Genomic DNA, 24,045 nt, shown 5'->3' on the forward strand with positions numbered 1-24,045 from the left:
GCCCCGTTCTGATGCCGCCAGAGGATCGCCGAGATCGTGCGCCGAAGCTCCTGGGGCGGTGTCTTGGCCTTGGGCCGGCATTCCTCAATCAGAGGCTCCAACTCAGCCCACTGGGTGTCCGACAGCATTACGGCTCCTCGCTCGAAAAAGAGAAAACGCGAGCAGCCGCAATCCGTTCAGGCGACAACAGACCCTAGTTGAGGCCGCCCAAGGCGTCGGCCCGCAGCGTCAGCACGGCGTGGGCAGGGTGCAGGAACTCGACGATGTAGGCATCTCCGCCGCCGAGAACCTCCACGATCGTCCCGGTCGCGCCGGCCGGCACGCGGACGCCGTCGCGCGACCGGCCTCGCTGAGGAGCTTGGCCCGGCCGAGGAGCGGCAGGACGTCGATAATCGTATCCGGGGCGGTCGCCATGTCGATAAGATGAGCCGGCGACCGCACCCAGGCAAGAGGCTCAGGCCGCCTGCCGCTGCGCGGCGCCGTAGAAGGTGCCGCCGTCGCGAGCCATGGCGAGGAGGTTGTCCGGCACCGAGAAGCGGGGGCCGTGATGGGCCTCCAGCGCCTGAGCGAGCTCCACGAAGGCCGCCGCGCCCATGAAATCGATGTAGGAGAGCGCGCCCCCGGTGAACGGCGCGAAGCCGAAGCCGAGAATCGAGCCGACATCGGCCTCGCGGGGATCGGTGATCACGCCCTCGCCGACGGTGCGGGCGGCCTCCAGCGCCTGCACCACGAGCAGGCGGTATTTCAGCTCCTCGATGTCGAGGCTGTCGGGATCGAGCCGCGCCGGCTGCAGGTCCTTGAGCCCCGGCCACAGGCGCTTCGGCGCGCCCTCGGGGTAGTCGTAGAAGCCCTTCCGGTTCTTGCGGCCGAGCCGGCCCTGGTTCTCGACCAGCTCCACGAGGAGCTGCTTCTGGCCGTGATCGATCGCGTCGGGCCCGAGCTGCGCCTCGGTGGCCTTGGCGATCTTGAGGCCGAGATCGAGCGCGACCTCGTCGTTGAGCGAGAGGGGGCCGACCGGCATGCCGGCCATCTTGCCCGCATTCTCGATCATCGCGGGCGGCACGCCCTCGAGCAGCATCTTGTGCCCTTCGAGGATGTAGGCCGTAACGCAGCGGTTGGCGAAGAAGCCGCGCGAATCGTTGACCACGATCGGGGTCTTCTTGATGAGACGCACGTAGTCGAGCGCCGTCGCGATCGCCCGGTCGCCGGTGGCCTCGCCCTTGATGATCTCGACGAGCATCATCTTCTCGACCGGCGAGAAGAAGTGGATGCCCACGAACTGGTCCGGCCGGGCGCTGGCCTTGGCGAGGCCGGTGATCGGCAGGGTCGAGGTGTTCGAGGCGAAGATCGCGTCGGGACGGATCGCGGCCTCGACGTTCCGGATCACCTCGGCCTTCACCCGCGGATCCTCGAACACCGCCTCGATCACGAGGTCGCACTCCTTCAGCGCCGCGTAGTCGGTGCTGGTGTGGATGCGGGCGAGCAGCGCGTCGCGGTCCGCGGTCTTGGCGCGGCCCTTGTTGATCTGCCCGGTGATCAGGGAGTGCGCGTAGGCCTTGCCCTTCTCGGCGGCCTGCTCCGTCTGGTCGATCAGCACCACTTCGAGCCCGGCATTGGCGCTGACATAGGCGACGCCCGCGCCCATGAAGCCGGCGCCGACCACGCCGACGCGCTTCAGGTCGGTGGGCGGCACGTCCTTCGGGCGGCGCGCGCCCTTGTTCAGCTCGCCCATCGAGATGAACAGGGTGCGGATCATCGCCTGCGCCTCGCTGGTGCGCAGGATCTTGGCGAAGTAGCGGCTCTCGACCTTGAGGGCGAGGTCCATGGGGAGCTGCAGGCCCTCGTAGACGGAGGCCAGGATCGCCTTCGCGGCGGGGTAGTTGTCGTGCGTCTCGCGGCGGTAGATCGCGTTGGCCGGCGGCCAGATCATCATGCCGGCCGGCGAGTAGACCTTGCCCGAGGGCGCTTTGAACTTCGGCACGTCCCAGGGTGCGACGGCCGAGCCGCCGGCCGCGATCCAGGCCTTGGCCTGGGCGACGATCTCGTCCTTCGGGGCGACCGCGTGGACGAGGCCCATGTTGCGGGCCATCAGCGGGCGGATCTGCTCGCCCTTGAACAGCATCTGCAGGGCGTCGCCCGTCTGCATCAGGCGCGCGACGCGCTGGGTGCCGCCGCCGCCGGGGAACAGGCCGACCTTGATCTCGGGCAGGCCGACGCGGGTCTTCGGATCGTCCGAGGCGATCCGGTGGTGGCAGGCGAGCGCCAGCTCGAAGGCGCCGCCGAGGCAGATGCCGCTGATCGCCGCCGCGAAGGGCTTGCCGCAGGTCTCCAGCCGCCGGAACAGCAGCGAGAGCCGGCGCGATTCCTCGAAGAAGCGGACCATCGCCGCCTCCTCGCCCTCCGTCGCCTTCAGCTCCTCGTAGGCGCGGCCGAGGCCCTGGAGCATGGTCAGGTCGGCGCCGCCCGAGAAGTTGTCCTTGCCCGAGGTGATGACGCAGCCCTTGATGCCCGCGTCACCCGCCACGGTCTCGACGATCTGCGAGAGCTCGTCCATCACCGCCTCGGTGATGACGTTCATCGAGCGGCCCGGCATGTCCCAGGTCGCCAGCGCGATGCCGTCCGCATCGGTCTCGAAGCGAAAGTTCTTCAGGTCGGTCATGGAGCGCTTCCTCTTCGATGTCCTCGGGGGCCGGCAGCGCGGCTGGCGCCGCTCAGGGCCCCGTCATTTCTGAGTGGGGGCCGGCGTCGGCGTGGGCGCCGGCACGGGCGGCGCGCCGGTCTGGGAGCCGGCATCGCCCGCGGCGGCGACCGCCAGCATGTTCAGGAGCTTCGTCACCGAGCCCTGCGAGATCGCCGTCACCGAGGAGTTCGGGTCGGCGTTGAGGCCCTGGAACTTCTGGTAGGTCTTGTCGTCGTAGATCTCGTTGAGGTGCTTCAGCTCGGTGAGGCTGAACTTCTCGGCGTATTCCTTCGACAGGCCCTCGACCATGATCCCGCGCTGACGCTCGAACTCGGCCATCAGCTCCTTGCGCACGGCCTCGGACTTCTGCTCCGGCATCGGCGCCACGGTCTTCTCGAGCGCCGTCGCGAAGCCGGTCTGCAGGTTCTTGATCAGCGTCTTGTTCACAAGTGTCTGAGCCTGCGCGATCTTGTCGGCGCTCTCGTCGGCACGTGCGCCAAACGGCACCGCCAGCGCGGCGGTCAGGCAGAGGGTGGCGATCAGGCGGTTCATCTGTGGCGTTGCTCCCGGTGAGGTCTCGTTTCCGCCGCCCGGTGCGGCGGTCGCGCGGCCATCTACCAGCGTTTCCAGGGATTTGGGAGCGCGGCAGGGCGCGCCCCCGGCGCCCCGCCCGCTCACACCCGCTCGATGATCGTCGCCGTGCCCATGCCGGCGCCGATGCAGAGCGTCACCAGGGCGCGCTCCTTGCCGGTGCGCTCCAGTTCGTCCAGCACCGTGCCGAGGATCATCGCGCCGGTCGCGCCGAGAGGATGGCCCATGGCGATGGCCCCGCCATTGACGTTCACCTTGGCCGGGTCGAGGTCGAAGGCCTGGTGGAAGCGCAGCACCACCGAGGCGAAGGCCTCGTTGATCTCGAACAGGTCGATGTCGGCGAGGCTCAGGCCGGACTTGGCGAGCACCTTGCGCGTCACGTCCACGGGGCCGGTGAGCATCAGGGCCGGGTCGGAGCCGATATTGGCAAACGCCCGGATCCGCGCCCGCGGCCGCAGGCCCGCCGCGTCGCCGGCCTCCTTCGAGCCGATCAGCACGGCAGCTGCGCCGTCCACGATGCCTGAGGAATTGCCGGCATGGTGGACGTGGTCCACCGACTCGACATCGGGATGTGCGTCGATCGCCACGGCGTCGAAGCCGCCCATCTGCCCCATCTGCACGAAGGAGGGCTTGAGCTGCCCGAGCGACTGCATGTCGGTCGAGGGCCGCATGTGCTCGTCGCGGTCGAGCAGCGTGATGCCGTTGATGTCCTTCACGGGCACGATGGCGTTGCGGAACAGGCCCTCGTCCCAGGACTTCGCCGAGCGCTTCTGCGATTCGACGGCGTAGGCGTCGCAATCGTCGCGGGTGAAGCCGTATTTGGTGGCGATGAGATCGGCCGAGACGCCCTGCGGCATGAAGTAGGACTTCACCGCGATGGCCGGGTCCACCGGCCAGGCGCCGCCGGAGGCGCCGAGACCCACGCGGCTCATCGATTCGACGCCGCCGCCGACCGTCATGTCGTGCTGGCCGGCCATCACCTGGGCGGCGGCGAAGTTCACCGCGTCGAGGCCCGAGGCGCAGAAGCGGTTGATCTGCACGCCCGGCACGTGGGCACCGTAATCGGCCACCAGCGCCGCGGCGCGGGCGATGTCGCCGCCGGCCTCGCCGACCGGATCGACGCAGCCGAGCACCACGTCGTCGATGCGCGTCGTGTCGAGGTTGTTGCGCGCCTTCAGCGCCCGCAGAGCCGTCTCGGCGAGGCGGAGCGCCGTGACCTCGTGCAGCGAGCCGTCCGGCTTGCCCCGGCCGCGGGGCGTGCGGACATGATCGTAGATGTAGGCCTCGGGCATCTCAGCGCTTCCTCATCTGCCGTTTGTCTTCCTCCCCCTGAAGCGGGAGAGGGCGGCCCCTCGGATCGGCGGGGCCGCGGAGGGCCGGTCTCGCCTAGAACGCCTCGGCCGCCAGCGCCATGGTGCTGTCCGCCCCGGTCTTGATCCGGGCGAGGCGGAGCGTCGTCTCCGGCAGGATGCGCTCCATATAAAAGCGGCCCGTGACGAGCTTTGCCTCCATGCGGGCGTCCCCCGCCTTCTCCTGCGCGACCTTGGCGATCCGCGCCCACATGTAGCCCAGGGCGGTTAGGCCTAGGAGGTGCATGTAGTCCGTGGCGCCCGCTCCGGCATTGTCGGGCTTCGTCAATGCGTTCTGCATGAACCACATCGTGGCCGCCTGCAGGTCGTTCACCGCCGCCTGCAGGGGCTGGACGAAGGGCTTCATCGCCTCCGCCTCGTCGTGGTCCTTGATGAAGGTCTGGACCTCGCCGAGGAAGGCCATCATCGCCCGGCCGCCGTCGCGGGGCAGCTTGCGGCCGATCAGGTCCATGGCCTGGATGCCGTTGGCGCCCTCGTAGATCATGGCGATGCGGGCATCGCGCACGAACTGCGACATGCCCCATTCCTCGACATAGCCGTGACCGCCGAACATCTGCTGCGCCTCGACCGCGTTGGCGAAGCCGCGATCCGTCAGCACGCCCTTCACCACGGGAGTCATCAGGCCCATGTGGTCGTCGGCCGCCTGACGCTGCTTGGCGTCCTGCGAGCGGTGCACGATGTCGGATTGCAGCGCGGTCCACAGCACCAGCGCGCGGGCGCCCTCGTTGAAGGCGCGGATGCCCATGAGGGTGCGGCGCACATCCGGGTGGACGATGATCGGGTCGGCGGCCTTGTCGGGCGAAGCGGCGCCGGTGAGCGCGCGGCCCTGCAGGCGGTCCTTCGCGTAGGCCACCGCGTTCTGGTAGGCGACCTCGGACTGGCCGAGCCCCTGCACGCCCACCGCGAGGCGGGCCTCGTTCATCATCACGAACATGGCGTTGAGGCCGCGATTGGCCTCGCCCACGAGCCAGCCCGTCGCGCCGTCGTAGTTCATGACGCAGGTGCTGTTCCCGTGGATGCCCATCTTGTGCTCGAGCGAGCCGCAGGTCACGCCGTTGCGCGCGCCGAGGGAGCCGTCCGCGTTCACCAGGAATTTCGGCACCACGAAGAGCGAGATGCCCTTGGTGCCGGCCGGCGCGCCCTCGATCCGGGCGATGACGAGGTGGACGATGTTCTCGGAGAGGTCGTGCTCGCCCGCCGAGATGAAGATCTTGGTGCCGGTGAGGCTGTAGGAGCCGTCGCCGTTCGGCACTGCCTTGGTCTTGAGCAGGCCGAGATCCGTGCCGCAATGCGGCTCGGTCAGGTTCATGGTCCCGGTCCAGGTCCCCTCGACCATCTTCGGGATGTAGGCCTGCTTCTGCTCCTCCGAGCCGTGCACGAGGAGGGCGGCGATCGCGCCCTGCGTCAGGCCGGGATACATGCCGAGCGCGAGATTCGCGCCGGAGACGAATTCCTGCATCGCGGTGTTGAGGGTGTGGGGCAGGCCCTGGCCGCCGAGTTCCTCCGGCACCGAGAGGCCCATCCAGCCGCCCTGCGCGTAGGCGTCGTAGGCCGCCTTGAAGCCCTTGGGCGTCGCCACCGAGCCGTCGGCGCCGCGGGTGCAGCCTTCGAGGTCGCCCGCGCGGTTCACCGGGGCGAGCACCGTGTCGGCGAGCTTGGCGCCCTCGGTCAGCACCGCCTCCACCACGTCCGGCGAGGCCTCGGCGAAGCCCGGCAGGTTGTCGTAGCGGTGGAAGCCGAGCACGTCGTTGAGGAGGAACAGGGTGTCCTCGACCGGGGCGCGATAGCTCGGCATCTCATCTCCTCCGAAGGCCGGCGGGATCTCCGGCGCGCAGGGATGCGCCGCGTCCCGCTCGATAGTTCATATATAAACTATCTCTGGGCCCCTGCGCAAGGGCTCCGGCCGCCGCTGGCGCGCCGTCCCCCGCGGTCTTGATGAGGTGTTCCGCTTAACCGGCTGTTTACCAAGAAAGTTAATGGTCTCCCCGATCCGACGACCGCACGGCCCAAGCGACCCGGAATCGGGCTAGCTTGGACCTGTGTGCCGCGCCTCAGAGGCAGGCCGAGTATGACGCGAACCGCCAAGGCGAACCTCGACAGCTTCGATCCGGAGGTGATCGAAGCCGCGCGCGATGTGGCGCTGCGGGCGGGCATCCCGCTCGAGGACTGGATCGCCGCCAACGTGCCGCAGCTCGGCCGGCGCCGCGGGCGCGGGGAGGGGCACGGCGAATCATCGTCCGTCGGGGCTCCGGCGCGCCAGGCCGAGGATCGCCGTTCCGGCGGCCGGCAGCACGGGGGGCCGCGCGGCAAGGGGGCGCCGCACACCGCCGAGAGCCGCGCGATGGAGGCGCTCCTGGAGCGCCTCGACGGGATCGACCGGGCGCTCGCCGAGGAGCGCATCTCCGCGCGCGAGGCCGAGAGCCGCCGCCTCGACGCCCTCGAGGAGAAGATCGCCCGCGCCCTCGACGCGGCGCCCGAGCCCGACCGCGCGGTGACGGATCGCCTCGGCGAGATCGAGCGGCGGATGTCGGAACTCGGCGACCGGTTCTCCGCGGCGCGGCCCTATGGCCGGCGCGGCCGGGCGGCGGCGAGCGAGATCCGCGACGCGGTCCAGGAGATCCGCCAGCGCCAGCGCGAGATCGACGAGGGAGACCCGAACGTGGTCGCCGGCATGCGTCGCGACCTGGCCCGCCGCCTCGATGCCGGGCTGCACGAGGAACTCGTGGCGGACACCGCCGCCCTCGTATCCGAACTGAAGCGCGAGACCCTGCGCCTGCGCGAATCGATCGGCGGCCTCGCCACGAGCCGCGACGTCGGCGCTCTCGAACAGGCGATGATCTCGCTCGCCACCGGCGTCGAGCGGGCGCAGCCCTCCGCCGACCTCTCGGCGATCGCCGCCCCGATCGCGGAGATCCGCGCCCAGATCGACAGGCTGTCCGACGAGGTCGCCGACAACGTGCAGGCCCGCGTTGCGAGCGAGGTCGAGCGCCTCGCCGAGCGCCTCGGCCGGGTCTCGGTCGAGGCCAGCGACGCGCCGCAGGCGGACGCGCTGGCCGCCCTGTCCCGCGAGATCGAGGAGATCCGCCATCTCGTCGGCTCCCTCGCCGGGCCGGAGCGCATCCAGAGCCTCGCCCAGGGCATGCAGGCGATCAGCGCGCAGATCGCCGAGCTCCAGGCCGCCCAGCCGGCGCCGGAGGACGGGTTGCGGCCGCTCCTGGAGGAGATCCGCAGCGGGCTCTCGAACCGCCCGGCCGCCGCGCTCGCCGAGCAGATGCGGGCCATGACCGAGCGGCTCGACGCGTTCCAGGCCGGTGCCGGCGGCACCGACCAGGCCGCCTCGACAGCCATCCTCGGCCGGATCGACGCGCTCGCCCACAAGGTCGAGCAGGCGAGCCACCAGCCCGTCGGCGACCTGATCGGGCGCCTGGAAGGGCTCGGCGAGAGCCTGCGCGGCCCGGGCCTTCCGGGCGGCGACGTGGCCTCGATCCACACCATGCTCAACGCCCTGGCCGAGAAGGTCGAGCGCGTCGGCAGCCGGACCGCGCCGGAGGGGCTCGACGCCCTGGAGCGGCAGGTGGTCAGCCTCGCCGGCCGGCTCGACGCGCACAGCGCCGACCCGACCCTCGCCAGCCTCGAACGCACCATGGGCGACCTGCTGCGGCAGGTCTCGGCGCTGCGCGAATCGGCACCCGACGAGGCCGTCCTGGAGCGGGCGGCGCGCAAGGCGGTGGCGGCGAGCCTCGCCGAGCCGCGCGGGCCCGAGGATCGCGGCGAGATCGGCCTGCTCCGCGCGGGCCTCGCCGACCTTCAGGCGAAGCAATCGGCCTCCGACCAGCGCCTCGGCGCGATGCTCGACGGCGTGCAGACCGCCCTCGACCGCCTGATGACCCGCCTCGACGCGGCCGAGAGCGGCCTCGCCGCCGGCCGGGCGCCGAGCCTCGGCGAGCAGCTTCTCGCCTCCACCGCCGAGGCGCCGCGGCCCGTGCCGCCGCGCCGGCCCGAGGCGCCGCGCGCGGCCCCGGCCGAGGATGCGGCCTCCGCCCGCGGCGACGAGCTGCTGGAGCCCGGTGCCGGCCGCCCTGGACGCGAAGGTGGCCGCGAGGCCGGCCGCGAGCGGCCCATGCTGGAGCGCCTGCGCGATCCCGGCACGGCCGAGGCCGGCGACAACGCCGCCGACATCAAGTCGAGCTTCATTGCCGCGGCCCGCCGCGCCGCGCAGGCGGCCCAGGCGGAGCTCGCCACCGAATCCGCCGCCGAGCAGCGCAGCGAGCTGCGCCCCGGCATCCGCGGCGGCCGCATGCCGGCCGCTGCGGCGCCGGAAGGCCGCCTCGCGCGGCTGCGGGCCGAGATCGACCGCCGCCGCCGGCCGCTCCTGCTCGGGCTCGCCGCGATCGTGCTCGCGCTGGGCGCCCTGCAGGCGATCACCATGAATGTCGGCGACGCGCCGCCCCCAGCCCCGGCTCCCGCCAGGATCGAGGCCGCCCGGCCGCCGGAGGCCGCGCCTGCGTCTCCGTCGATCACCGCCACGAAGCCGGAGGCCAAGGCCACGGCCGATTCCGCCAAGCCGGGCCTTGCCGATCCGCAGACGACGCAGGCCATCCCCGCCGATCCGGCGCCCCCCTCCCGCCAGCGCGCCGGCGGGCCGCCGCGCGGCTTGGCCATGGCCGGCCTCGCGGGCGACCTCGCGGGCGTGCCCGCCGACCTCGCCAAGCTGAAGCAGCAGGCCCTCGACGGCGACGGGCTGGCGGTCTGGGAACTCGCCCTCCGCGAGGCGGAAGGCCGCGGCCTGAACCGCGACCTCGCGGTCTCGGCCAAGCTCTTCGAGAAGCTCGCCGCGGCCGGCTACGCCCCGGCGCAGTACAAGCTCGGCGGCCAGTACGAGAAGGGCGCCGGGCTGGTGCGCGACCTCGCCCAGGCCAAGCTCTGGTACGGGCGCGCGGCCGAGCAGGGCCATGCCCGCTCCATGCACAACCTCGCCGTGATCTACGCGGAGAACCCCGCCGCCGGCGGCAAGCCGGACTATGCCTCGGCCGCCTCCTGGTTCCGGCAGGGCGCCGAGCACGGCGTCCGCGACAGCCAGTACAATCTCGGCGTGCTCTACGCCCGCGGCCTCGGCGTCGGCCAGGACCTCGTCCAGTCCTATGCCTGGTTCGCGGCCGCGGCCGTGCAGGGCGACGAGGATGCGGGCAAGAAGCGCGACGAGGTCGCCGGCAAGCTCGGCCCCGCCGACCTCGCCAATGCCCGCGGCATCGCCGCGGGGTTCAAGGTGCGCAAGCTCGACCCGGCGGTGAACGACGCTCCCGGCATCGCCGAGGCGGCCGGCGCCGTGACGCTCCTCGGGGCTCCCACGCCGAGCGCCAATGCCTTCACGCCGGTGAACCGCAAGGGCGTGTGAGTCCACGGCGCGTCGATTGATCGGAGCGGTTCGCCGCGAATCCCCTCTCCCCGCCCGGCGGGGAGAGGGGCGAGCGTGTGGTCGGTCGACGCGAGCGGTCGGAAAACGACAGGGGAGCCCGTTCGAGCAGGTCGGGCAGGTCTCCCGCCCCGTCGATCCCCATTCCAGACGCGACGATTCCGGGGCTTCGGATGCCGTCGCCGCCGCGGTATAGGACGACCGGGCGCAGCCTTGCCGCAGCGCGGGAACCGGTTGCGGCTGGTTTCGTATTCCACGGTTGATGTCGCGGGGTGCCCGCGGCCGGCGGACACGCGGAGGCTGAATGGCGCGCCTGAATCCGATGCCGATGGGCGCCATCATCCTCGGTATTGCCGGGCTCGTGCCGTTCCTGGGATTCGCGGCCCTCTCGGTGGCCGGCAGCGATGGCGGGCTCGGCAATCTCGGGCTCGCGCCGCGCACCATCCTCTCGGCCTACGGCGCGGTCATCGCCTCCTTCCTCGGCGGCATCCGCTGGGGCGCGGCGGCGGCGCGCAATGCCGGGAACGGCGACTACCTCCTCGCCATCGTGCCCTCGCTGATCGCCTGGGCGGCGCTCGCGGCGCCCGCGCCCTGGGACCTGCGCACCCTCGGCGTGCTCGTGCTCGCCTGGGGCCTGATCGACCAGGACCTGTCGCGGCGCGGCCTCGTGCCGCGCTGGCTCGGCCGCCTGCGCCTCGTGCTCTCGGGGATCGCCGGGGCGGCGCTGCTCGTCGCCGCCTGAATCATCGCGGATTCCAAAGGGGTCAACCCTCTGGCGGGGTGCCTGCGTCAGCGCACGGCCGGCACCGCCACCGGGCGGATCCGGTCGCCCTCGCGCAGGAAGGCGGCGGCCTTGACGACGATCGTGTCGCGCTCGTTGAGGCCCTCGCGGATCTCGACCTCGTTCTCGGTCGACAGGCCCGTCGTCACCGGGCGCGCCTCGATCCGCTCGGAATTGGCCACGTAGATCACGGGCCCCTCCGTCTCCTGGGTCACCGCCGCGTGCGGGGCGGCGACGCCGCAGCGCTCGCCGACCCGGACCAGGCCGGTGGCGAACTGCCCGGCGCGCAGGCCCTCGCCGCCGGTGACGCTGACGCGGACCCGGCCGAGCTGCGTCGCCGGGTCGATCCCGTTCGCGACGAGGCGGATGCGGCCGGGCCGCTCGCCGCCCCCGAGCGGCGTCACGCCGACGCCCTGGCCCGGCTGGAGCCGGGCGAGGGTGGCGAGGGGGGCCTCCGCATCGAGATCGAAGGCCCCGTCGGCCGCGATCTCGAACAGGGCCGGCCCGCGGGTCGAGGCCGGCATACCGGCCGCCGCCGCACTGCGCACCACCGTCCCGTCGACCGGGCTGCGGAGGGGGAGGGCGGCGCCGTCGGGCTCGCCGAAGCGCGCGACCTCGGCGAGGACCTGGCCCGCCTTCACCGTATCGAGGGGCTGCACCGCGGCGCGCACCACCCGCATGCCGTCCGCCTCCGGCCGGACCTCCTGCGCCCGGCGCGGCGTGAGCAGGCCCGAGAGGCGCACCCGGTCGGGGAAGCAGGCCTGCCGGGCGCGCGCGACGCTGACCGCGATCAGGTCGTCGCGGGCGGCGGCCTTCGCCGGATCCGGGCCGCGGATCCAGTCCGGCCGGAGCAGCAGCACGCCGGCGAGCCCCGTGCCGAGCATCAGGACCGCGGCGAGCCCGCCCCAGCGCAGGGCTCGGGCGCGCGGCGAGCGCACGACGGGGATTGGGCCGGCCCCGGGCAGCACCACGCGGAAGGCGTGGACGGGGCGGGGGATGTTCTTCAGCTTCTGCGGGCCGATATCCTTGAAGGTGGCCTGCACCTTCCCCGAGACGGCCTCGTGCAGGGTGCGCGACAGGCACAGGCCGCCGGGCTCGGCGAGGCCCTCGAGCCGCGCGGCGATGTTGACGCCGTCGCCGAGCAGGTCGCCCTCCACCTCGACCACGTCGCCGATGGTGAGCCCCATGCGGAAGCGGACCCGGCGCTCGGGCGGGTCGTTTCGGTCGAGGGCGTCGAGGTCGGTCTGGATCGCGATGCCGGCCCGCAAAGCCTCGACGCCGCTCGGGAACTCCGCCAGGATCGCGTCGCCCGCCGTGTTGAAGACCCGGCCGCGGAAGGCCGCCACGTGCTGCCGGAACACCGCCTTGGCCGCGGCGAGGCGGCGCAGCGTGTCCTCCTCGTCCTGCGCCATCAGGCGCGAGTAGCCGGCGACGTCGGAGGCGAGGATCGCGGCGATCGTCCGCTTCATCATCGCCCGCGCTCCGGGGCCGAGGCGCAGCCGCGCGCAGGTCGTTTCGCAGCGAACATGCCGAGCAGACAACCAGTTTCCGGCGCCGTGGAGCGCGCTCGATGACGGGCGAAGCCTTGGCCGTTGTCAAGCGGCGGATCAAGGTCATAATTCCGTATCCAGCACGCAGAACGTGTGTCCGGGCACGCGGGCCGGCCCGGGCTCGGTTCGCTCGCCGCCCGCGCCTGCATTGAATTCGCCTCCGAGGGACGGCATATCGCCCCCGCATTTCAGATGGAGGTCGACGGGTGAGCGAGACTGTGGAGCGACATGAATTCGGGGCCGAGGTCGGGCGCCTTCTCGACCTCGTCGTCCACGCCCTCTACTCGGACCGGGAGATCTTCCTGCGCGAATTGGTGGCCAACGCTGCCGACGCGATGGACCGGCGCCGGTTCGAGGCGCTGACCTCGGCCGCGAGCGCGCTGCCGCCCGACGCCAAGGTCCGCATCCGCCCCGACAAGGAGGCGCGCACGCTCACCGTGTCCGATGCCGGCATCGGCATGGCCAAGGAGGATCTGGCGCAGAACCTCGGCACCATCGCGCGCTCGGGCACGCGCGCCTTCTCGCAGACGCTCGAGAGCGCCAAGGCCGAGGACCGGCCGAGCCTGATCGGCCAGTTCGGCGTCGGCTTCTACTCGGCCTTCATGGTGGCCGACCGCGTCACCGTCACCTCTCGCCGCGCCGGCTCGGACGAGGCCTGGACCTGGGCCTCGGACGGCCAGGGCAGCTACACCCTGGAGCCGGCCGAGCGGGCCGAGGCCGGCACCGACATCGTCCTCCACCTGAAGGAGGATGCGGACGAGTATCTCGAGCCCTACCGGCTCGACCATCTCGTCCGCAAATGGGCCGATTTCATCACCGTGCCGATCGCCATCGTGCAGGATGGAAAAGACGAGGCGGCCAACCAGGGCACCGCGCTCTGGCGCAAGTCCAAATCCGAGATCACGCCCGAGCAGTACGAGGAGTTCTACCGCTCGGTCGGCATGAACTTCGACAAGCCCTGGGCGACGCTGCACTGGCGCGCGGAAGGCCAGCTCGAATTCTCGGCCCTGCTCTTCGTGCCCGGCATGAAGCCGTTCCAGGCGCTGGAGAACGACCGCCACAGCAAGGTGCGCCTGCATGTGCGGCGGATGTTCATCACGGACGAGGCCGAGCTGCTGCCGTCCTGGCTGCGCTTCGTCCAGGGCGTGGTCGACACGGAGGACCTGCCGCTCAACGTCTCCCGCGAGATGCTGCAATCGACGCCGGCGCTCGCGCGGATCCGCCGTGCGGTCACCGGCCGCGTGCTCGCGGAGCTCACGAGCCGCGCCAAGGCGGCGGAGGACTACACGACGTTCTGGGAGAATTTCGGCCCCGTCCTCAAGGAGGGCATCTACGAGGACCACGAGCGCCGCGCCGAGATCGCGCCGCTCCTGCGCTTCCGCTCCTCGGCGGTGGAGGGCTGGACGGGCCTCGCCGACTACGTCGCCCGCATGAAGGACGGGCAGGAGGCGATCTACTACCTCGTCGCCGACGACGCGGACGCGCTGAAGGCCTCGCCGCAGCTCGAAGGGTTCCGCGCCCGCGGCCTTGAGGTGCTGCTCCTCTCCGACCATGTCGACGCCTTCTGGCCGGAGGCCCTGTCGCGCTTCGAGGAGAAGCCGCTGCGCTCGATCACGCAGGGCGGGCTCGACCTCTCGAAATTCGCCGCCGCGGGCGAGACGGCCGAGGCGGCGGAGGGAATCGACGCGCTCGTCGCGGCGATCAAGGCGGCGCTCGGCGCCGACGTCTCCGACGTGCGCACCACCGACCGTCTCGTGGACAGCGCGGTGGTGCTCTCCGCCGGCAGCGGGCCGGACCTGCAGATGCAGCGCCTCCTGCGCCGGGCCGGCCGCGGTGCGGGCGGTGCGCCGGTGCTCGAGATCAACCCGCGCCACGCCCTGATCCGCGCCCTGGCGGCGGCTCCGACCGAGGCCGCCGCGGAAGCGGCCGGCACGCTGCTCGATCTCGCCCGGATCCAGGACGGCGACACCCCGCGCGACCCCGTGGCCTTCGCCCGCACGGTAACCGCTGCGCTGGCGGCCTCGCGCCCTGCCTGAGCATCCGGCGGCGATTTCGCCAACCCGAAGCGGAATCGCCGCCAACCCGCTTGTGAAAACCCGACGAGCCGTGCTACGGCACCGCCGTCTCATCGAGACACCTCGCGGAGAGGTGGCAGAGCGGTTGAATGCACCGCACTCGAAATGCGGCATGCCTGCAAGGGCATCGGGGGTTCGAATCCCCCCCTCTCCGCCACTTAACGAAGCCAAGTACCTGATTGCACTAGGTTTGCAGGGCTGTCGCCTTACGAGCCCCTCATAAAAGCCCACATTTCCAGGCGGCTTGTACCGGCTGTGATCGCACGGCATCGTACAATCTTTCGCACTGACGCTGAGAAACTAGCCGCCCTGCTTGAGACTGCCTCTCCGACGGCGGAGGTGTGATTTTTGGCGGCGGATCGTGGCTGAGCGGCACTGCGGGGTAATCCAAAGGCACGTGATCCGGACTTCCTGTTCCCACAAATGATCTTGCCAGCGCCGGACGCGTCCGCGCAGTTTGTGTCGGGCTTTGTCGATTGCCTCTTCCTAGCCCTCACAACCGCGATTGCCTTTTCGCTCACCGACAAGCCGCCGCTGACGGCGCATTTCAAGCTCCTGATGATGGCGGAGGCCCTGATCTCCCTGCTGACCGTGGCGCTGGTCGTGACCCGCCCAGCGAACATCTTCGCCTGAGCGCGCTTCCAGACGAACTATGATCGCTTGATCGAACAGTCTTTTGACTCCGGTCTTGGCAAGGCGGTCGAGGTGTTGACGCCCGCGACGATTTTGCAACCGCCCGACCCCGTTAAGGTGACGGTTATCAAACTACACGGGAATATCGACGCCCCCGGTTCGTGCATCTTGAGCAAGGCTCAGTATGCGAATGCCTATGGTGCGGACGCCATCAACCTTGCTCTGCCGATCCCCAAGGCACTTGATTACTACTTCCGCAACAGTAGCCTTTTGTTCCTCGGCTGCGGTCTGAATCAGGACCGAACCGTCCGCGTCTTTGAGGCAATTAAGATCAAGGCAAAGGCGGACGGCGCGGACTTGCCGCAGCATTTCTCTATGGAGCAATTCCCGGCCGACGAATCGGCGCTTATAGTGCGCAACCAATACCTGTTACGCATCGGTGTGACCCCAATTTGGTTCCCAACTGGCGAATTCGATTTTGTTGAAGGGATGCTGCGACTGCTTCGCAACGAATTGCGCTTCCGGCGGGTCTAAATTGTAATACCGTGGCCGACTCTCGTCATTGCTGCACATGACGGCATACCCCGGCGTTATCTTACTTTGCGAGCTCAACGGGCGTCACATTAGGATGGCTGGGCCTATCTGCTGTTACGCCATTGGCCGCAAACCTAAGGTCCTAACGTGATACTCAGCGGCCGGTTGTTGTTTCGCCTCTGCTACCCATCCGCGTCGTGTGAATGCAGCAAAGGACAAGGAGAGGTTGGAGAATTTGCCTTCGCTTAAGATGTTGGCGTTCTGATCTGACAAGAACCGACAATCACAAGCTCGCTCCAACAGCTATATCAATAGGGGTTAATTCTTGACAATAGCGTGTTAATTGTTATGTTGACTGTGTCGGACAGCAAACCAGTGCACCGTATCGTGCTGGCCAGCGCTCACTGAGGGAACATGCAATGCACCAACAATCACGAACACCGTGGCCGGGATCAATATTGCGCGCCAGCCAGAGTGCGCCCCGCACCAGGATCACTAAGCAAGGCCCCCATCACGGGGGCCTTCGTCGTTTCAGGAGCCTGATGTGATCGCAAAGCCCTCCCCTCACGCCAATCTACCCGCCCTCGTCGCCGAGACCCCGCTTACCCCGCAGCCGCCCGCGCTCGTGCTGTTCGGCCGCGACAGCAGCGGCAAGCCACGCGCCGCCTGGTTCGAACCAGCCGACGCCGAGGCTGCCACCGCTGCCGCTGCGACGATGCCGCTACGGGTTCTGTCGCTTATCGACGAGGCCGGTCGCGACCTCGCTCGGCAGCTGGCGCGTGGCCGTATCCTGCCCAGTGGCCGGGTGCATGCCCCCTTTGCCAAGCACGACCTCTACGCCCGTCTCATCGCTCTCGCGGGCGAGGAGGCAGGGCTGCGCCTGACAGCAGATGCGGACGCCAGGCCGGCCGAAGCCAAACCCTCACAAGGCGCCGCACACGCCGGCAGTGCTGGGCAGCCCACCGCCCCGCAGCCGGGCGACCGCACCTTCGTTGGCCAGGCCAAGCCGCGCGACTGCGCCGAGATCGGGCTCGGCAGCCTCGTGCTCGCCCATGAGGGACCAGACGACGGTTGGTGGGAGGCGGAGGTGATCGGCATCAACGGCCGCGTCTTCTCCCTGCGCTGGCGCGACTATCCCACCGAGCCGACCATCCTGCGCCGAGCCGGTGAGCTCGCCCTGCTGCCGCCCGGCGAAGCCTAGCCCGGCACCACCAGCGCTGCCCGGGTCAGGCCGCTGGCTCGGGCACCCTCGCGGCCTCCACACGGCCGCCGCAGATCGCCGTCTCTCGCTTTCCGAGGTTCCCATGACCGCTGTCCTCGACGCGGACCGCGTCCGCGCGCTCAACGACATCCTGCGCCGCTCCCTCTCGGGCGGCACCCTCGTGCTCACCGCCGGCATCGTCGCGCTGGGCCGCGAGCGCCAGTAAGTCATCCTCGACGCGATCGCCGCCTTCGACCGCTTCGACGTCGACAACGACCCGCACGGCGAGCACGACTTCGGCGCGCTGCAGGCCGCCGGCGAACGGGTGTTCTGGAAGGTCGACTGCTACGACCGCACCGGGCGCTTTGCCTCCCCGGACCCGGCCGATGCCACGGTCACGCGCCGCGTGCTCACCGTCATGCTAGCCGCGGAGTACTGAGATGGAAGCGTCGAGCGTCTTCCCTCTCCGGCATGTACCTTCCGCTTTGGGGCTCACCTCCGTCAACGCCTGGAACTTGGTCCGGCACCAGGGACAAGATTGGGGCCCACTGGGTGGTCGTCTGCCTTCTGTTCTTCCTACCCTGGTGGCATTGGCCGCACTCAAGCCGCGACGTCGCATGGGCGACACCGTGACATTCCGTGTACGATGGGCAGCGCTTGCTGCCTACGACCCAGAATTCAAGGCGGCCGTCGACCGCAAGGCCGTGCTTGGGCTCGCGGCCGTCGAGCGGTTCCGGTTAGCCTATATAAACATGCAGACGAAGGAAGCGGTGCCGCTCCTCGTGGCCGACCTGGGGGCGCCCTGGGCGGCCGGCAACTGCTTTGACAGCATGTATGAGCGAATCGAGCGACTGGAGGTCCTGCACTGCAGGGGTCGGATGTCTGAGAGCGATCATACGGATCAGATCCAACGCTTATGCGACGAACGCCTACGCCGCCTTTGGATTGGCCTATAGTGGAAGGGGCCGCTGTTGCTGCTCGTGCTGTGGCCGGTCTGGCCGCGCAGCGGTTCAGGCGGCTTTCCAAGCTGCGAGGCGCGGAACTCGCGGGAGCTGGTACGGCAAGCCATTGAGGGGGCCGATGACCGCGGCCGGGTGCATTGGCGGCTACTCGCCCTCGACGGGATCCGCGAGCTGGGCATTAACGCCGAGAAGTGGAACCGGATGTGTGTCGGCGAGGCGGTGCTGAATTCGAGTGGGAGATGCCGCCCGCTGAGATGGGCTGCGGCTGTGGGATGAGTTGCTGGCGCCGCTTACGCGACTGGCAGGAGAGGGGTGTGTGGGGCCGCCTGCATCAGGTCCTGCTGGAGCGCCTGCATGCGGCCGGCGAGATCGACTGGAGCCGGGCCAGCCTGGACAGCGCGTCTGTCCCGGCGAAGAAAGGGGCTCTGCCACCGGCCCGAACCCGACGGACCGGGGCAAGGCGGGCACGAAGCGCCACCTCGTCACCGACGCGCGCGGCACGCCGCTCGGCCTCTGCTTGAGCGGAGCCAACCGGCACGATAGCCCGATGCTGGCTCCGACGCTCGACGCCATCCCACCCCTGCGCAACGGCCAGCGCGGACGCCCGCGCTGTCGTCCAGACAAGCTGCACGCCGACAAGGCCTACGACGCCAAGCCCCGACGCCAGGAGTGCCGGGCCCGTGGGATCGTGCCGCGCATCGCCCGAAAAGGCATCTAAAGCACCGAGCGGCTCGGACGTCACCGCTGGGTCGTCGAGCGCACCCACGCTTGGTTCAACCGCGTCCGCCGCTTGCCAGTCCGCTACGAGCGGCGCAGCGACATCTACCAGGCCTTCACCAGCCTCGCTGCGAGCCTTATCACCTGCAACCAGATCAGACAGTTCTGTTAGGCGCTCTAAACGTAGAGCGGCGACGCGGCATCGAAGACCTCCACCGTCGCCGTGTCCACGTTGCATGAATTTTCGAGCCAAATATGCTATTGAGGAAAGCCTCCGGGAACGTGCCGATTCGATTTGGATGAGGGCCCGGCCATCAAACCTGATGAGCAACCCAATCTCTCCGAGCAAGATGGCGCACCCCCTGCGTGTCTGGGTCTCGTGCGCGAGAAGGTTGTCGTCCTGCTCGTCGATCTCGTGGAATCGGTCCGGCTTATGCGGCAGCATGAGCACAACACGATCCGCCGCTGGACTGACTTAGTCGGCACGGTCACACGGGAGATCCTGCCCCTCCACCACGGCCTCCTGGTCAAGAGCCTGGGTGATGGCCTGCTGGTCCGGTTCGAGACCGTCCTCGACGCGGCCTCCGCCGCCCACGCCATGCATAGGGCGGCCGCCCGGCAGAATGCCGGATTGCCGAGCGATCAGCACTTTCACCTCCGTGCCGGCCTGAACGCCGCGTTCGCCTGGTGCGATGAGCAGGATGTCTATGGAACGGGCGTCAATCTGGCAGCGCGCCTGGCAACCCTGGCCGGCCCCGGTGAGACGATCGCCGGGATTTCGGCCTATACCGAGCTGGCCGCCGCCCTCGCAGGACTCGGACAACCCGGGGAGACGATCGGCAACGCCGCGGCGCGCGACGAGCTGACGAACGGTATCGACGCCACCTGTGAGGATCTCGGCGACTGCTTCCTCAAACATTTCGACAAGCCGGTCCGGGCCTACCGGCTCGGCCCGGCCTCGCCGCGGCCCTGTCTCACCGGCCGCCGGGACTACGGACGGCCCATGGCGCCGACGATCGCCGTGGTGCCGTTCGAGTCCCGGAGCGACGCGCCCACGTATCTCGATGTCGGCAACCTGATTGCCGACAGCGTGATCTGCCGCTTGTCGAAAGCGGCGAACCTCAAGGTCATCTCGCGCCTCTCGACCGCCGTCTTCCGCAACCGCGCCGACCTCGCGGCGCGGGTCTCCTACTCTCTCAATGCCACCTACGTCTTGACGGGCGGCTATGTCACCGACGGCGGCCGAGTGCTGGTGACGACGGAGCTATCCCAGGCCAGCAACAACCAAGTGATCTGGGCCGACCGGTCGAGCGGACATGTCGGCGATCTCCTCACACCAGACAGCGAACTGACCAGTCGCATCGCCCAGGAGGTCCATACGGCGATCTTCGATGCCGAGGTCGAGCACATCCGGACACAGCCCCTGCCGTGCCTCGAGAGCTACTCGCTGCTCCTCGGCAGCATCACCCTCATGCACCGCTCGAACAAGCAAGATTTCCTTCAGACACGGATACTCCTCGACGAGCTGATCAACCGGCACAGGCGCATGGCCGCCCCACATGCGCTCCTCGGCAACTGGTTCATCCTGCGCCTCACGCGCGGGTGGTCCGAGGACCGCGTCCAGGAGGCCGCCGAGGCACTGCGGGCGACGCGCGCCGCGCTCGATCTCGACCCCTCGGACGCCCTCGCCCTCGCGACCGAAGGCTTCGTCCACTGCCACCTGCTGAAGGACTTGGAGGTGGCCCGGCAGCGATGCGATCAGGCCATCAACGCGAATCCGAGCCACGCGCTGGGCTGGCTCTATCGCGGCACCATCCAGGCCTTCCTGGGCGAGAGCGATGCCGCGGTCGAGGCAACGCGGCGCGCGTTGGAACTCTCGCCGCTCGACCCGCACCGCTACTATTTTGAGTCCCTCGGCGCGACCGCGGAATTGTCGGCTCACCGCTACGAGAGCGCCGAGCGCTTGGCGCGCGCATCGCTGGCGCTCAACCGCATGCATTCCTCGACCTGGCGCGTCCTGACGATAGCCCTCGTGCATCAGGGCCGGATGGACGAAGCCCGGGAGGCGGTCCGCAATGTCCGACACCTGGAGCCGAACCTGACCGTGGACGGCTACTTGGCGCGGATGCCAAACGCGGATCTCGAAACGGGCCGGGACTGGGCACGATGCCTGGCGGCGGCAGGTTTGCCGCGGGAGCGATGACCTGAACTGTGGGGAGCGGCCGGGATGGCACAGCTTGGCGGAGCTGGCGGCGCGGGCGGGGCCGGGGGAGCGGGTGGGGCCGGCGGCGCGGGCGGGGCAGGAGGCGCCGGCGGGGCGCTCCTCGGCACCATGGCCGACGCCTTCGCGAACCCGGTCATGGTGGATGCGCTGATCCTGGAGCGCGAGGGCATCGTGACGGGCGACACCGCCTGCCACGCACCCGGCCTGCCCGCGATCGACGATCCGGTCCAGCTCGATCGCTGGGAGCCCTGGGTCCGCGCCTACATCGCGGTCGGCGCGCTGCTGCAGGGTATCGCGTTCGAGGGCACGGCGTCCGGCTTCAAGGTCACCTGCGGCGGCGAGCTGGTCGCGGAGATCGGGCGACCGCAGAAGGGCACCTTCGAGGCTCAGATCCCCCTCGTCCTGAGCTGGTCCGAGCTGCGCAGCGAGCGTGCGACCGAGATCCTGGCCCAGATCGATCCGCAATATGCGTTCTGGTCATCCATCGTCTACCTGCATCCGGATCGGACCAAACGCACCTTCGAGCTCCTGAACATCGTCCTGCAGACCTGCGTCTACGTGGAGATGCGGATCAAGCAGGCGCTCGCCTGCTGGCGCCCGGTCGAGTACAGCGCCCAGGTCCAGCCGATGATCACCACGCCCGGACATGGGAGCTTTCCCAGTGGGCACGCGACGCAGGCCTACGCCGTCGTCCATGTTCTGAAGGCCCTGCTCGGCCTCGAGCCGAACCACGCGAAGGTCGTCGAGCAATTGCAGCGGCAGGCCGCGCGCATCGCCACGAACAGGGTCGTCGCCGGAGTCCACTTTCCGGTCGATAGCCTGGCGGGGCGCATGTTGGGCACCGCGCTCGGCGAGTACATCGTGGGACGCTGTACCGGTGGCGTGGCGTTTCCCGGCCGGACGTTCCTCGCGGCGGCGATCGACAATCCGAACAGGATGAAGACGGACTTCAACCCGTTCAGCCCGGCCCAGAAGGTGCTCGGCGCCCCCTTCTACGCGCAGGCGACAGGCGCTCCGATCACCCCGTCGCCGCTGATGGGACAGTTCTGGGCGCGAGCCAGCGCCGAGTGGGTCGGACGCTTCCCGTGAGCGATGGAGGTGAGACCGTGACCACGCAGGACGGCAGCCCCGGGCCCGCATCGTCGCGCTGCTTCGGCCCCTATCTCCGCTACGCGATCGCCACGGACTTCAGCGATTTCAAGCCTGCCGACGGCGAGACACCGCCGCTGTTCCTCCTCATCGCATTCAAGCAGCCCGCCTCGGCGACCGCCTTCGCGGACCGAATGCAACAGGAGGCCGGCATTCCCGTCGCGCTGGGTCCGGACAGCGACCAGGGCCGGTTCGCCACGGCGTTCATCGGTTCGGCCGGGGTGACGAAGCTGGAAGCCATCCCGATCTGGGATGCATGCGTCGACCGGGTCGAGCTGTCATTGCCGATCGAACCGGTGAGCATCCCGCAGCGGACACTCATGCTGCGCCATCACAGGAGGTCTCGCAAACGGCCCGGGGCGCTGCTCATCGGCATGCTCGACGATGGTTGCCCCTTCGCCGCAGCGCATTTCCTGCGCGGGCCTGTGAGCACACGCGTGCGGAGCATCTGGGATCAGAATCAATCCAGGCAGCCGGTCAAGTACAAGGACGGCGCGGGCGCCGACCGCCTCTTCGGCGAGGTCCCTAAGGCGTTCCGCTACGGCCTGGAGTTCCGGCGCGGGGCCGAGTCCCTGTCGTCGCCGAACCTTATCGACCTCGACGAGTGGATCGCCCTGCACGCCACCGGCGGGAGCATCGACGAGGACGGGTGCTACGCGGAGGCCGGCTTCGGGCGCCTCCGCGCCCGCCAGTCCCACGGGGCGCACGTAATGGACGCCCTGGCCGGGCGGATGCCAGTCTCGTCGCGCCTGGGCCCGTCGGGGCCGGGCAGGGACAGGCGCGATCCGCCGAGCTGGCGGGCCGCCACCGATCCGGCATCGAAGGCGGACATCGTCTTCGTCCAGTTTTCCGACGCCTGCATCGCGGATGCGACCGGCGTCTGGCTGAAGGCCTACGTGTTCGACGGCATCCGCTACATCCTGTCCTTCATCGACCCGCAACACACGAAGCAGGTCGTGATCAATGTCAGCTACGGCATCACGACCGGCCCCCATAGCGGCACCTCCGACCTCGAGGAGGCCCTGCAGGCCTTCGTGGCGGAATTCAACGGCACCTCCGGCAAGCCGAAGCTCGAGATCGTCCTGCCGGCCGGGAACAGCTACCTGAGCGAGAGCCACATCGCTCACACCCGCCACCCCGGATCGGCCGACAGCGTCGCCTGGACTTGGCGCCTTCTCCCCGACAATCCGGTCGTGTGCTTCGCCGAGGTCTGGATCGCCGGCAGCGCCGATACCGTGACCGTCACGCTCACCGCGCCGAGCGGCGCGGTCGTCTCGGCGGGTGCATCCGTGCCGGCGTCGAACGCATCATCCCCAACCTTCCGAATCTGCGGCCCGATCGTGCGCGGCACGGACACACTCTGGCTGCTCGCGGTCCAGGCGACCCGCGGCGGGGCAGAGCACGGCGGCTGGCGAATCACGGTCTCGGGTCTCGCGGAAGGGGCCGAGATTCACGCCTACGTGGCGCGGAGCGACCCGAACATGGGCGTCCGCACGGGGGCCAAGCGGTCCTACTTCCAGGATGATGCGTGGGAGGCGGATCGGGCCGCCGAGGCCACCCTCACCTATGCCGAGGGAGTGTTCGACGATGCGGGTTCGCTGATCAGCCGCTCGGGCACGCTCAACGGGATGGCCACGGGCTTGGCAGCCGGCCTTCACGTGGCCGGCGGCTACATCGTCGCCAAAGGCCACCCGTCGCCCTACTCGTCGGCGGGGCCGGCGCGCCCCGGCCAGCTCGCTTTGCGGGCAGGCCCGGACTTTCTCCTTCCGTGCGACGGCTCCTATGCCCTCCGGGGCGTCCCTGCCGGTGGCAACAGGAGCGGAGGCGTCGTCCGTTTGATCGGCACCAGTGCGGCGGCTCCGCAACTCGCCCGTCACCTGGCCGATCCACCCCTCCCGCCCGCAACCGATGTGCCGACGACGCCCGCCGGGATCGCGAAGCGGGGCGGGGGAAACCTGAAGCCGGCTTAATGGTGGGTCACGGCCCGGCATCCGTCCCCTCGCCGCCCAGGGCGATGGTCCGCAGGGCATCGCAGTCGCAGATCCTGCAGGCCCCCGGGGCCAGAGTGTAAAGGGCGGACCAATTCCAGGCCGCCGTGGCGGAGCAAAATCAGGCCACTGGCAACGTGCAGCCTGAACGAAGAAGGGGCCCGATCGGGCCCCTTC

At 69.7% G+C, this 24,045-nt stretch carries 15 protein-coding genes, 1 tRNA gene and 4 pseudogenes; 13 read left to right on the forward strand and 7 right to left on the reverse strand.

Features of this window, described 5'->3' with window-relative positions; genetic code table 11:
- From MTDSW087_RS26740 to MTDSW087_RS26760, 6 genes and pseudogenes are all read right to left on the reverse strand, one after another.
- Nucleotides 1-128: pseudogene (locus MTDSW087_RS26740) on the reverse strand (IS5 family transposase); the annotation flags it as partial.
- A 65-nt stretch (nt 129-193) separates the two neighbouring features.
- A complete protein-coding gene (locus MTDSW087_RS31075; RefSeq protein WP_238179663.1) occupies nt 194-322 on the reverse strand; it encodes a DUF4926 domain-containing protein in 129 nt (42 codons plus the stop codon).
- A gap of 132 nt (nt 323-454) precedes the next feature.
- Nucleotides 455-2,659 (reverse strand): 3-hydroxyacyl-CoA dehydrogenase NAD-binding domain-containing protein, encoded by a 2,205-nt coding sequence (locus tag MTDSW087_RS26745; protein WP_144768349.1) that lies wholly within the window; start codon nt 2,657-2,659, stop codon nt 455-457.
- 63 nt (nt 2,660-2,722) lie between these two features.
- Complete coding sequence (locus MTDSW087_RS26750) at nt 2,723-3,232, reverse strand: DUF2059 domain-containing protein (protein ID WP_144768351.1); 510 nt, start codon at nt 3,230-3,232, stop codon at nt 2,723-2,725.
- 122 nt (nt 3,233-3,354) lie between these two features.
- Nucleotides 3,355-4,563: an acetyl-CoA C-acetyltransferase gene (locus tag MTDSW087_RS26755; protein ID WP_144768353.1), complete on the reverse strand. Its 1,209-nt coding sequence runs from the start codon at nt 4,561-4,563 to the stop codon at nt 3,355-3,357.
- Between the two features lie 94 nt (nt 4,564-4,657).
- Nucleotides 4,658-6,436: an acyl-CoA dehydrogenase C-terminal domain-containing protein gene (locus tag MTDSW087_RS26760; RefSeq protein WP_144768355.1), complete on the reverse strand. Its 1,779-nt coding sequence runs from the start codon at nt 6,434-6,436 to the stop codon at nt 4,658-4,660.
- Nucleotides 6,437-6,709: 273 nt separating this feature from the next.
- On the opposite strand from MTDSW087_RS26760, the gene MTDSW087_RS26765 reads away from it, so the two are divergent.
- Nucleotides 6,710-10,036: an SEL1-like repeat protein gene (locus MTDSW087_RS26765; RefSeq protein ID WP_144768357.1), complete on the forward strand. Its 3,327-nt coding sequence runs from the start codon at nt 6,710-6,712 to the stop codon at nt 10,034-10,036.
- Between the two features lie 322 nt (nt 10,037-10,358).
- The gene (locus MTDSW087_RS26770) at nt 10,359-10,796 is read left to right on the forward strand and encodes a DUF3429 domain-containing protein (RefSeq protein ID WP_144768359.1); all 438 of its coding nucleotides are present in this window, start codon (nt 10,359-10,361) and stop codon (nt 10,794-10,796) included.
- A 47-nt stretch (nt 10,797-10,843) separates the two neighbouring features.
- Here the strand turns inward: MTDSW087_RS26770 and MTDSW087_RS26775 are convergent, their stop codons facing one another.
- Complete coding sequence (locus tag MTDSW087_RS26775) at nt 10,844-12,307, reverse strand: permuted SH3 domain-containing protein (RefSeq protein ID WP_144768361.1); 1,464 nt, start codon at nt 12,305-12,307, stop codon at nt 10,844-10,846.
- A 284-nt stretch (nt 12,308-12,591) separates the two neighbouring features.
- On the opposite strand from MTDSW087_RS26775, the gene htpG reads away from it, so the two are divergent.
- From htpG to MTDSW087_RS26835, 11 genes and pseudogenes are all read left to right on the forward strand, one after another.
- Nucleotides 12,592-14,421 (forward strand): molecular chaperone HtpG, encoded by a 1,830-nt coding sequence (gene htpG / locus MTDSW087_RS26780; protein WP_144768363.1) that lies wholly within the window; start codon nt 12,592-12,594, stop codon nt 14,419-14,421.
- A gap of 106 nt (nt 14,422-14,527) precedes the next feature.
- Nucleotides 14,528-14,617 (forward strand) — tRNA-Ser (locus tag MTDSW087_RS26785).
- A gap of 266 nt (nt 14,618-14,883) precedes the next feature.
- A complete protein-coding gene (locus tag MTDSW087_RS26790; protein ID WP_186384012.1) occupies nt 14,884-15,093 on the forward strand; it encodes a hypothetical protein in 210 nt (69 codons plus the stop codon).
- Between the two features lie 18 nt (nt 15,094-15,111).
- A pseudogene (locus tag MTDSW087_RS26795) lies at nt 15,112-15,627 on the forward strand (SIR2 family NAD-dependent protein deacylase); the annotation flags it as partial.
- A gap of 544 nt (nt 15,628-16,171) precedes the next feature.
- Nucleotides 16,172-16,828, forward strand: a complete 657-nt coding sequence (locus MTDSW087_RS26800) for a hypothetical protein (protein ID WP_144768367.1) — start codon at nt 16,172-16,174, stop codon at nt 16,826-16,828.
- Between the two features lie 103 nt (nt 16,829-16,931).
- Nucleotides 16,932-17,267: pseudogene (locus MTDSW087_RS26805) on the forward strand (DUF3768 domain-containing protein).
- A 178-nt stretch (nt 17,268-17,445) separates the two neighbouring features.
- On the forward strand, nt 17,446-17,784 hold the full coding sequence (locus MTDSW087_RS26810) for a hypothetical protein (RefSeq protein ID WP_144768369.1): 339 nt from the start codon (nt 17,446-17,448) through the stop codon (nt 17,782-17,784).
- A gap of 239 nt (nt 17,785-18,023) precedes the next feature.
- A pseudogene (locus MTDSW087_RS26815) lies at nt 18,024-18,679 on the forward strand (IS5 family transposase); the annotation flags it as partial.
- Between the two features lie 123 nt (nt 18,680-18,802).
- Nucleotides 18,803-20,710 (forward strand): hypothetical protein, encoded by a 1,908-nt coding sequence (locus MTDSW087_RS26820; RefSeq protein ID WP_144768370.1) that lies wholly within the window; start codon nt 18,803-18,805, stop codon nt 20,708-20,710.
- Nucleotides 20,711-20,734: 24 nt separating this feature from the next.
- Nucleotides 20,735-21,820, forward strand: coding sequence for a phosphatase PAP2 family protein (locus tag MTDSW087_RS26830; protein WP_186384013.1), 1,086 nt, complete (start codon nt 20,735-20,737; stop codon nt 21,818-21,820).
- Nucleotides 21,821-21,837: 17 nt separating this feature from the next.
- Nucleotides 21,838-23,850 (forward strand): S8/S53 family peptidase, encoded by a 2,013-nt coding sequence (locus tag MTDSW087_RS26835; RefSeq protein WP_144768374.1) that lies wholly within the window; start codon nt 21,838-21,840, stop codon nt 23,848-23,850.
- Nucleotides 23,851-24,045 lie beyond the last annotated feature (195 nt).

It is taken from the genome of Methylobacterium dankookense, from assembly GCF_902141855.1.
Taxonomy (GTDB): Bacteria; Pseudomonadota; Alphaproteobacteria; order Rhizobiales; family Beijerinckiaceae; genus Methylobacterium; species Methylobacterium dankookense.

Bases quoted from the DNA above. Each gene is read 5' to 3' on its own strand.
- MTDSW087_RS26770 (WP_144768359.1), top strand. From the start codon at position 10,359: ATGGCGCGCCTGAATCCGATGCCGATGGGCGCCATCATCCTCGGTATT.
- MTDSW087_RS26790 (WP_186384012.1), top strand. From the start codon at position 14,884: ATGATCTTGCCAGCGCCGGACGCGTCCGCGCAGTTTGTGTCGGGCTTT.
- MTDSW087_RS26760 (WP_144768355.1), bottom strand. From the start codon at position 6,436: ATGCCGAGCTATCGCGCCCCGGTCGAGGACACCCTGTTCCTCCTCAAC.
- MTDSW087_RS26830 (WP_186384013.1), top strand. From the start codon at position 20,735: ATGGCACAGCTTGGCGGAGCTGGCGGCGCGGGCGGGGCCGGGGGAGCG.
- MTDSW087_RS26765 (WP_144768357.1), top strand. From the start codon at position 6,710: ATGACGCGAACCGCCAAGGCGAACCTCGACAGCTTCGATCCGGAGGTG.
- MTDSW087_RS26750 (WP_144768351.1), bottom strand. From the start codon at position 3,232: ATGAACCGCCTGATCGCCACCCTCTGCCTGACCGCCGCGCTGGCGGTG.
- MTDSW087_RS26755 (WP_144768353.1), bottom strand. From the start codon at position 4,563: ATGCCCGAGGCCTACATCTACGATCATGTCCGCACGCCCCGCGGCCGG.
- MTDSW087_RS26775 (WP_144768361.1), bottom strand. From the start codon at position 12,307: ATGATGAAGCGGACGATCGCCGCGATCCTCGCCTCCGACGTCGCCGGC.
- MTDSW087_RS26745 (WP_144768349.1), bottom strand. From the start codon at position 2,659: ATGACCGACCTGAAGAACTTTCGCTTCGAGACCGATGCGGACGGCATC.
- MTDSW087_RS26810 (WP_144768369.1), top strand. From the start codon at position 17,446: ATGGGCGACACCGTGACATTCCGTGTACGATGGGCAGCGCTTGCTGCC.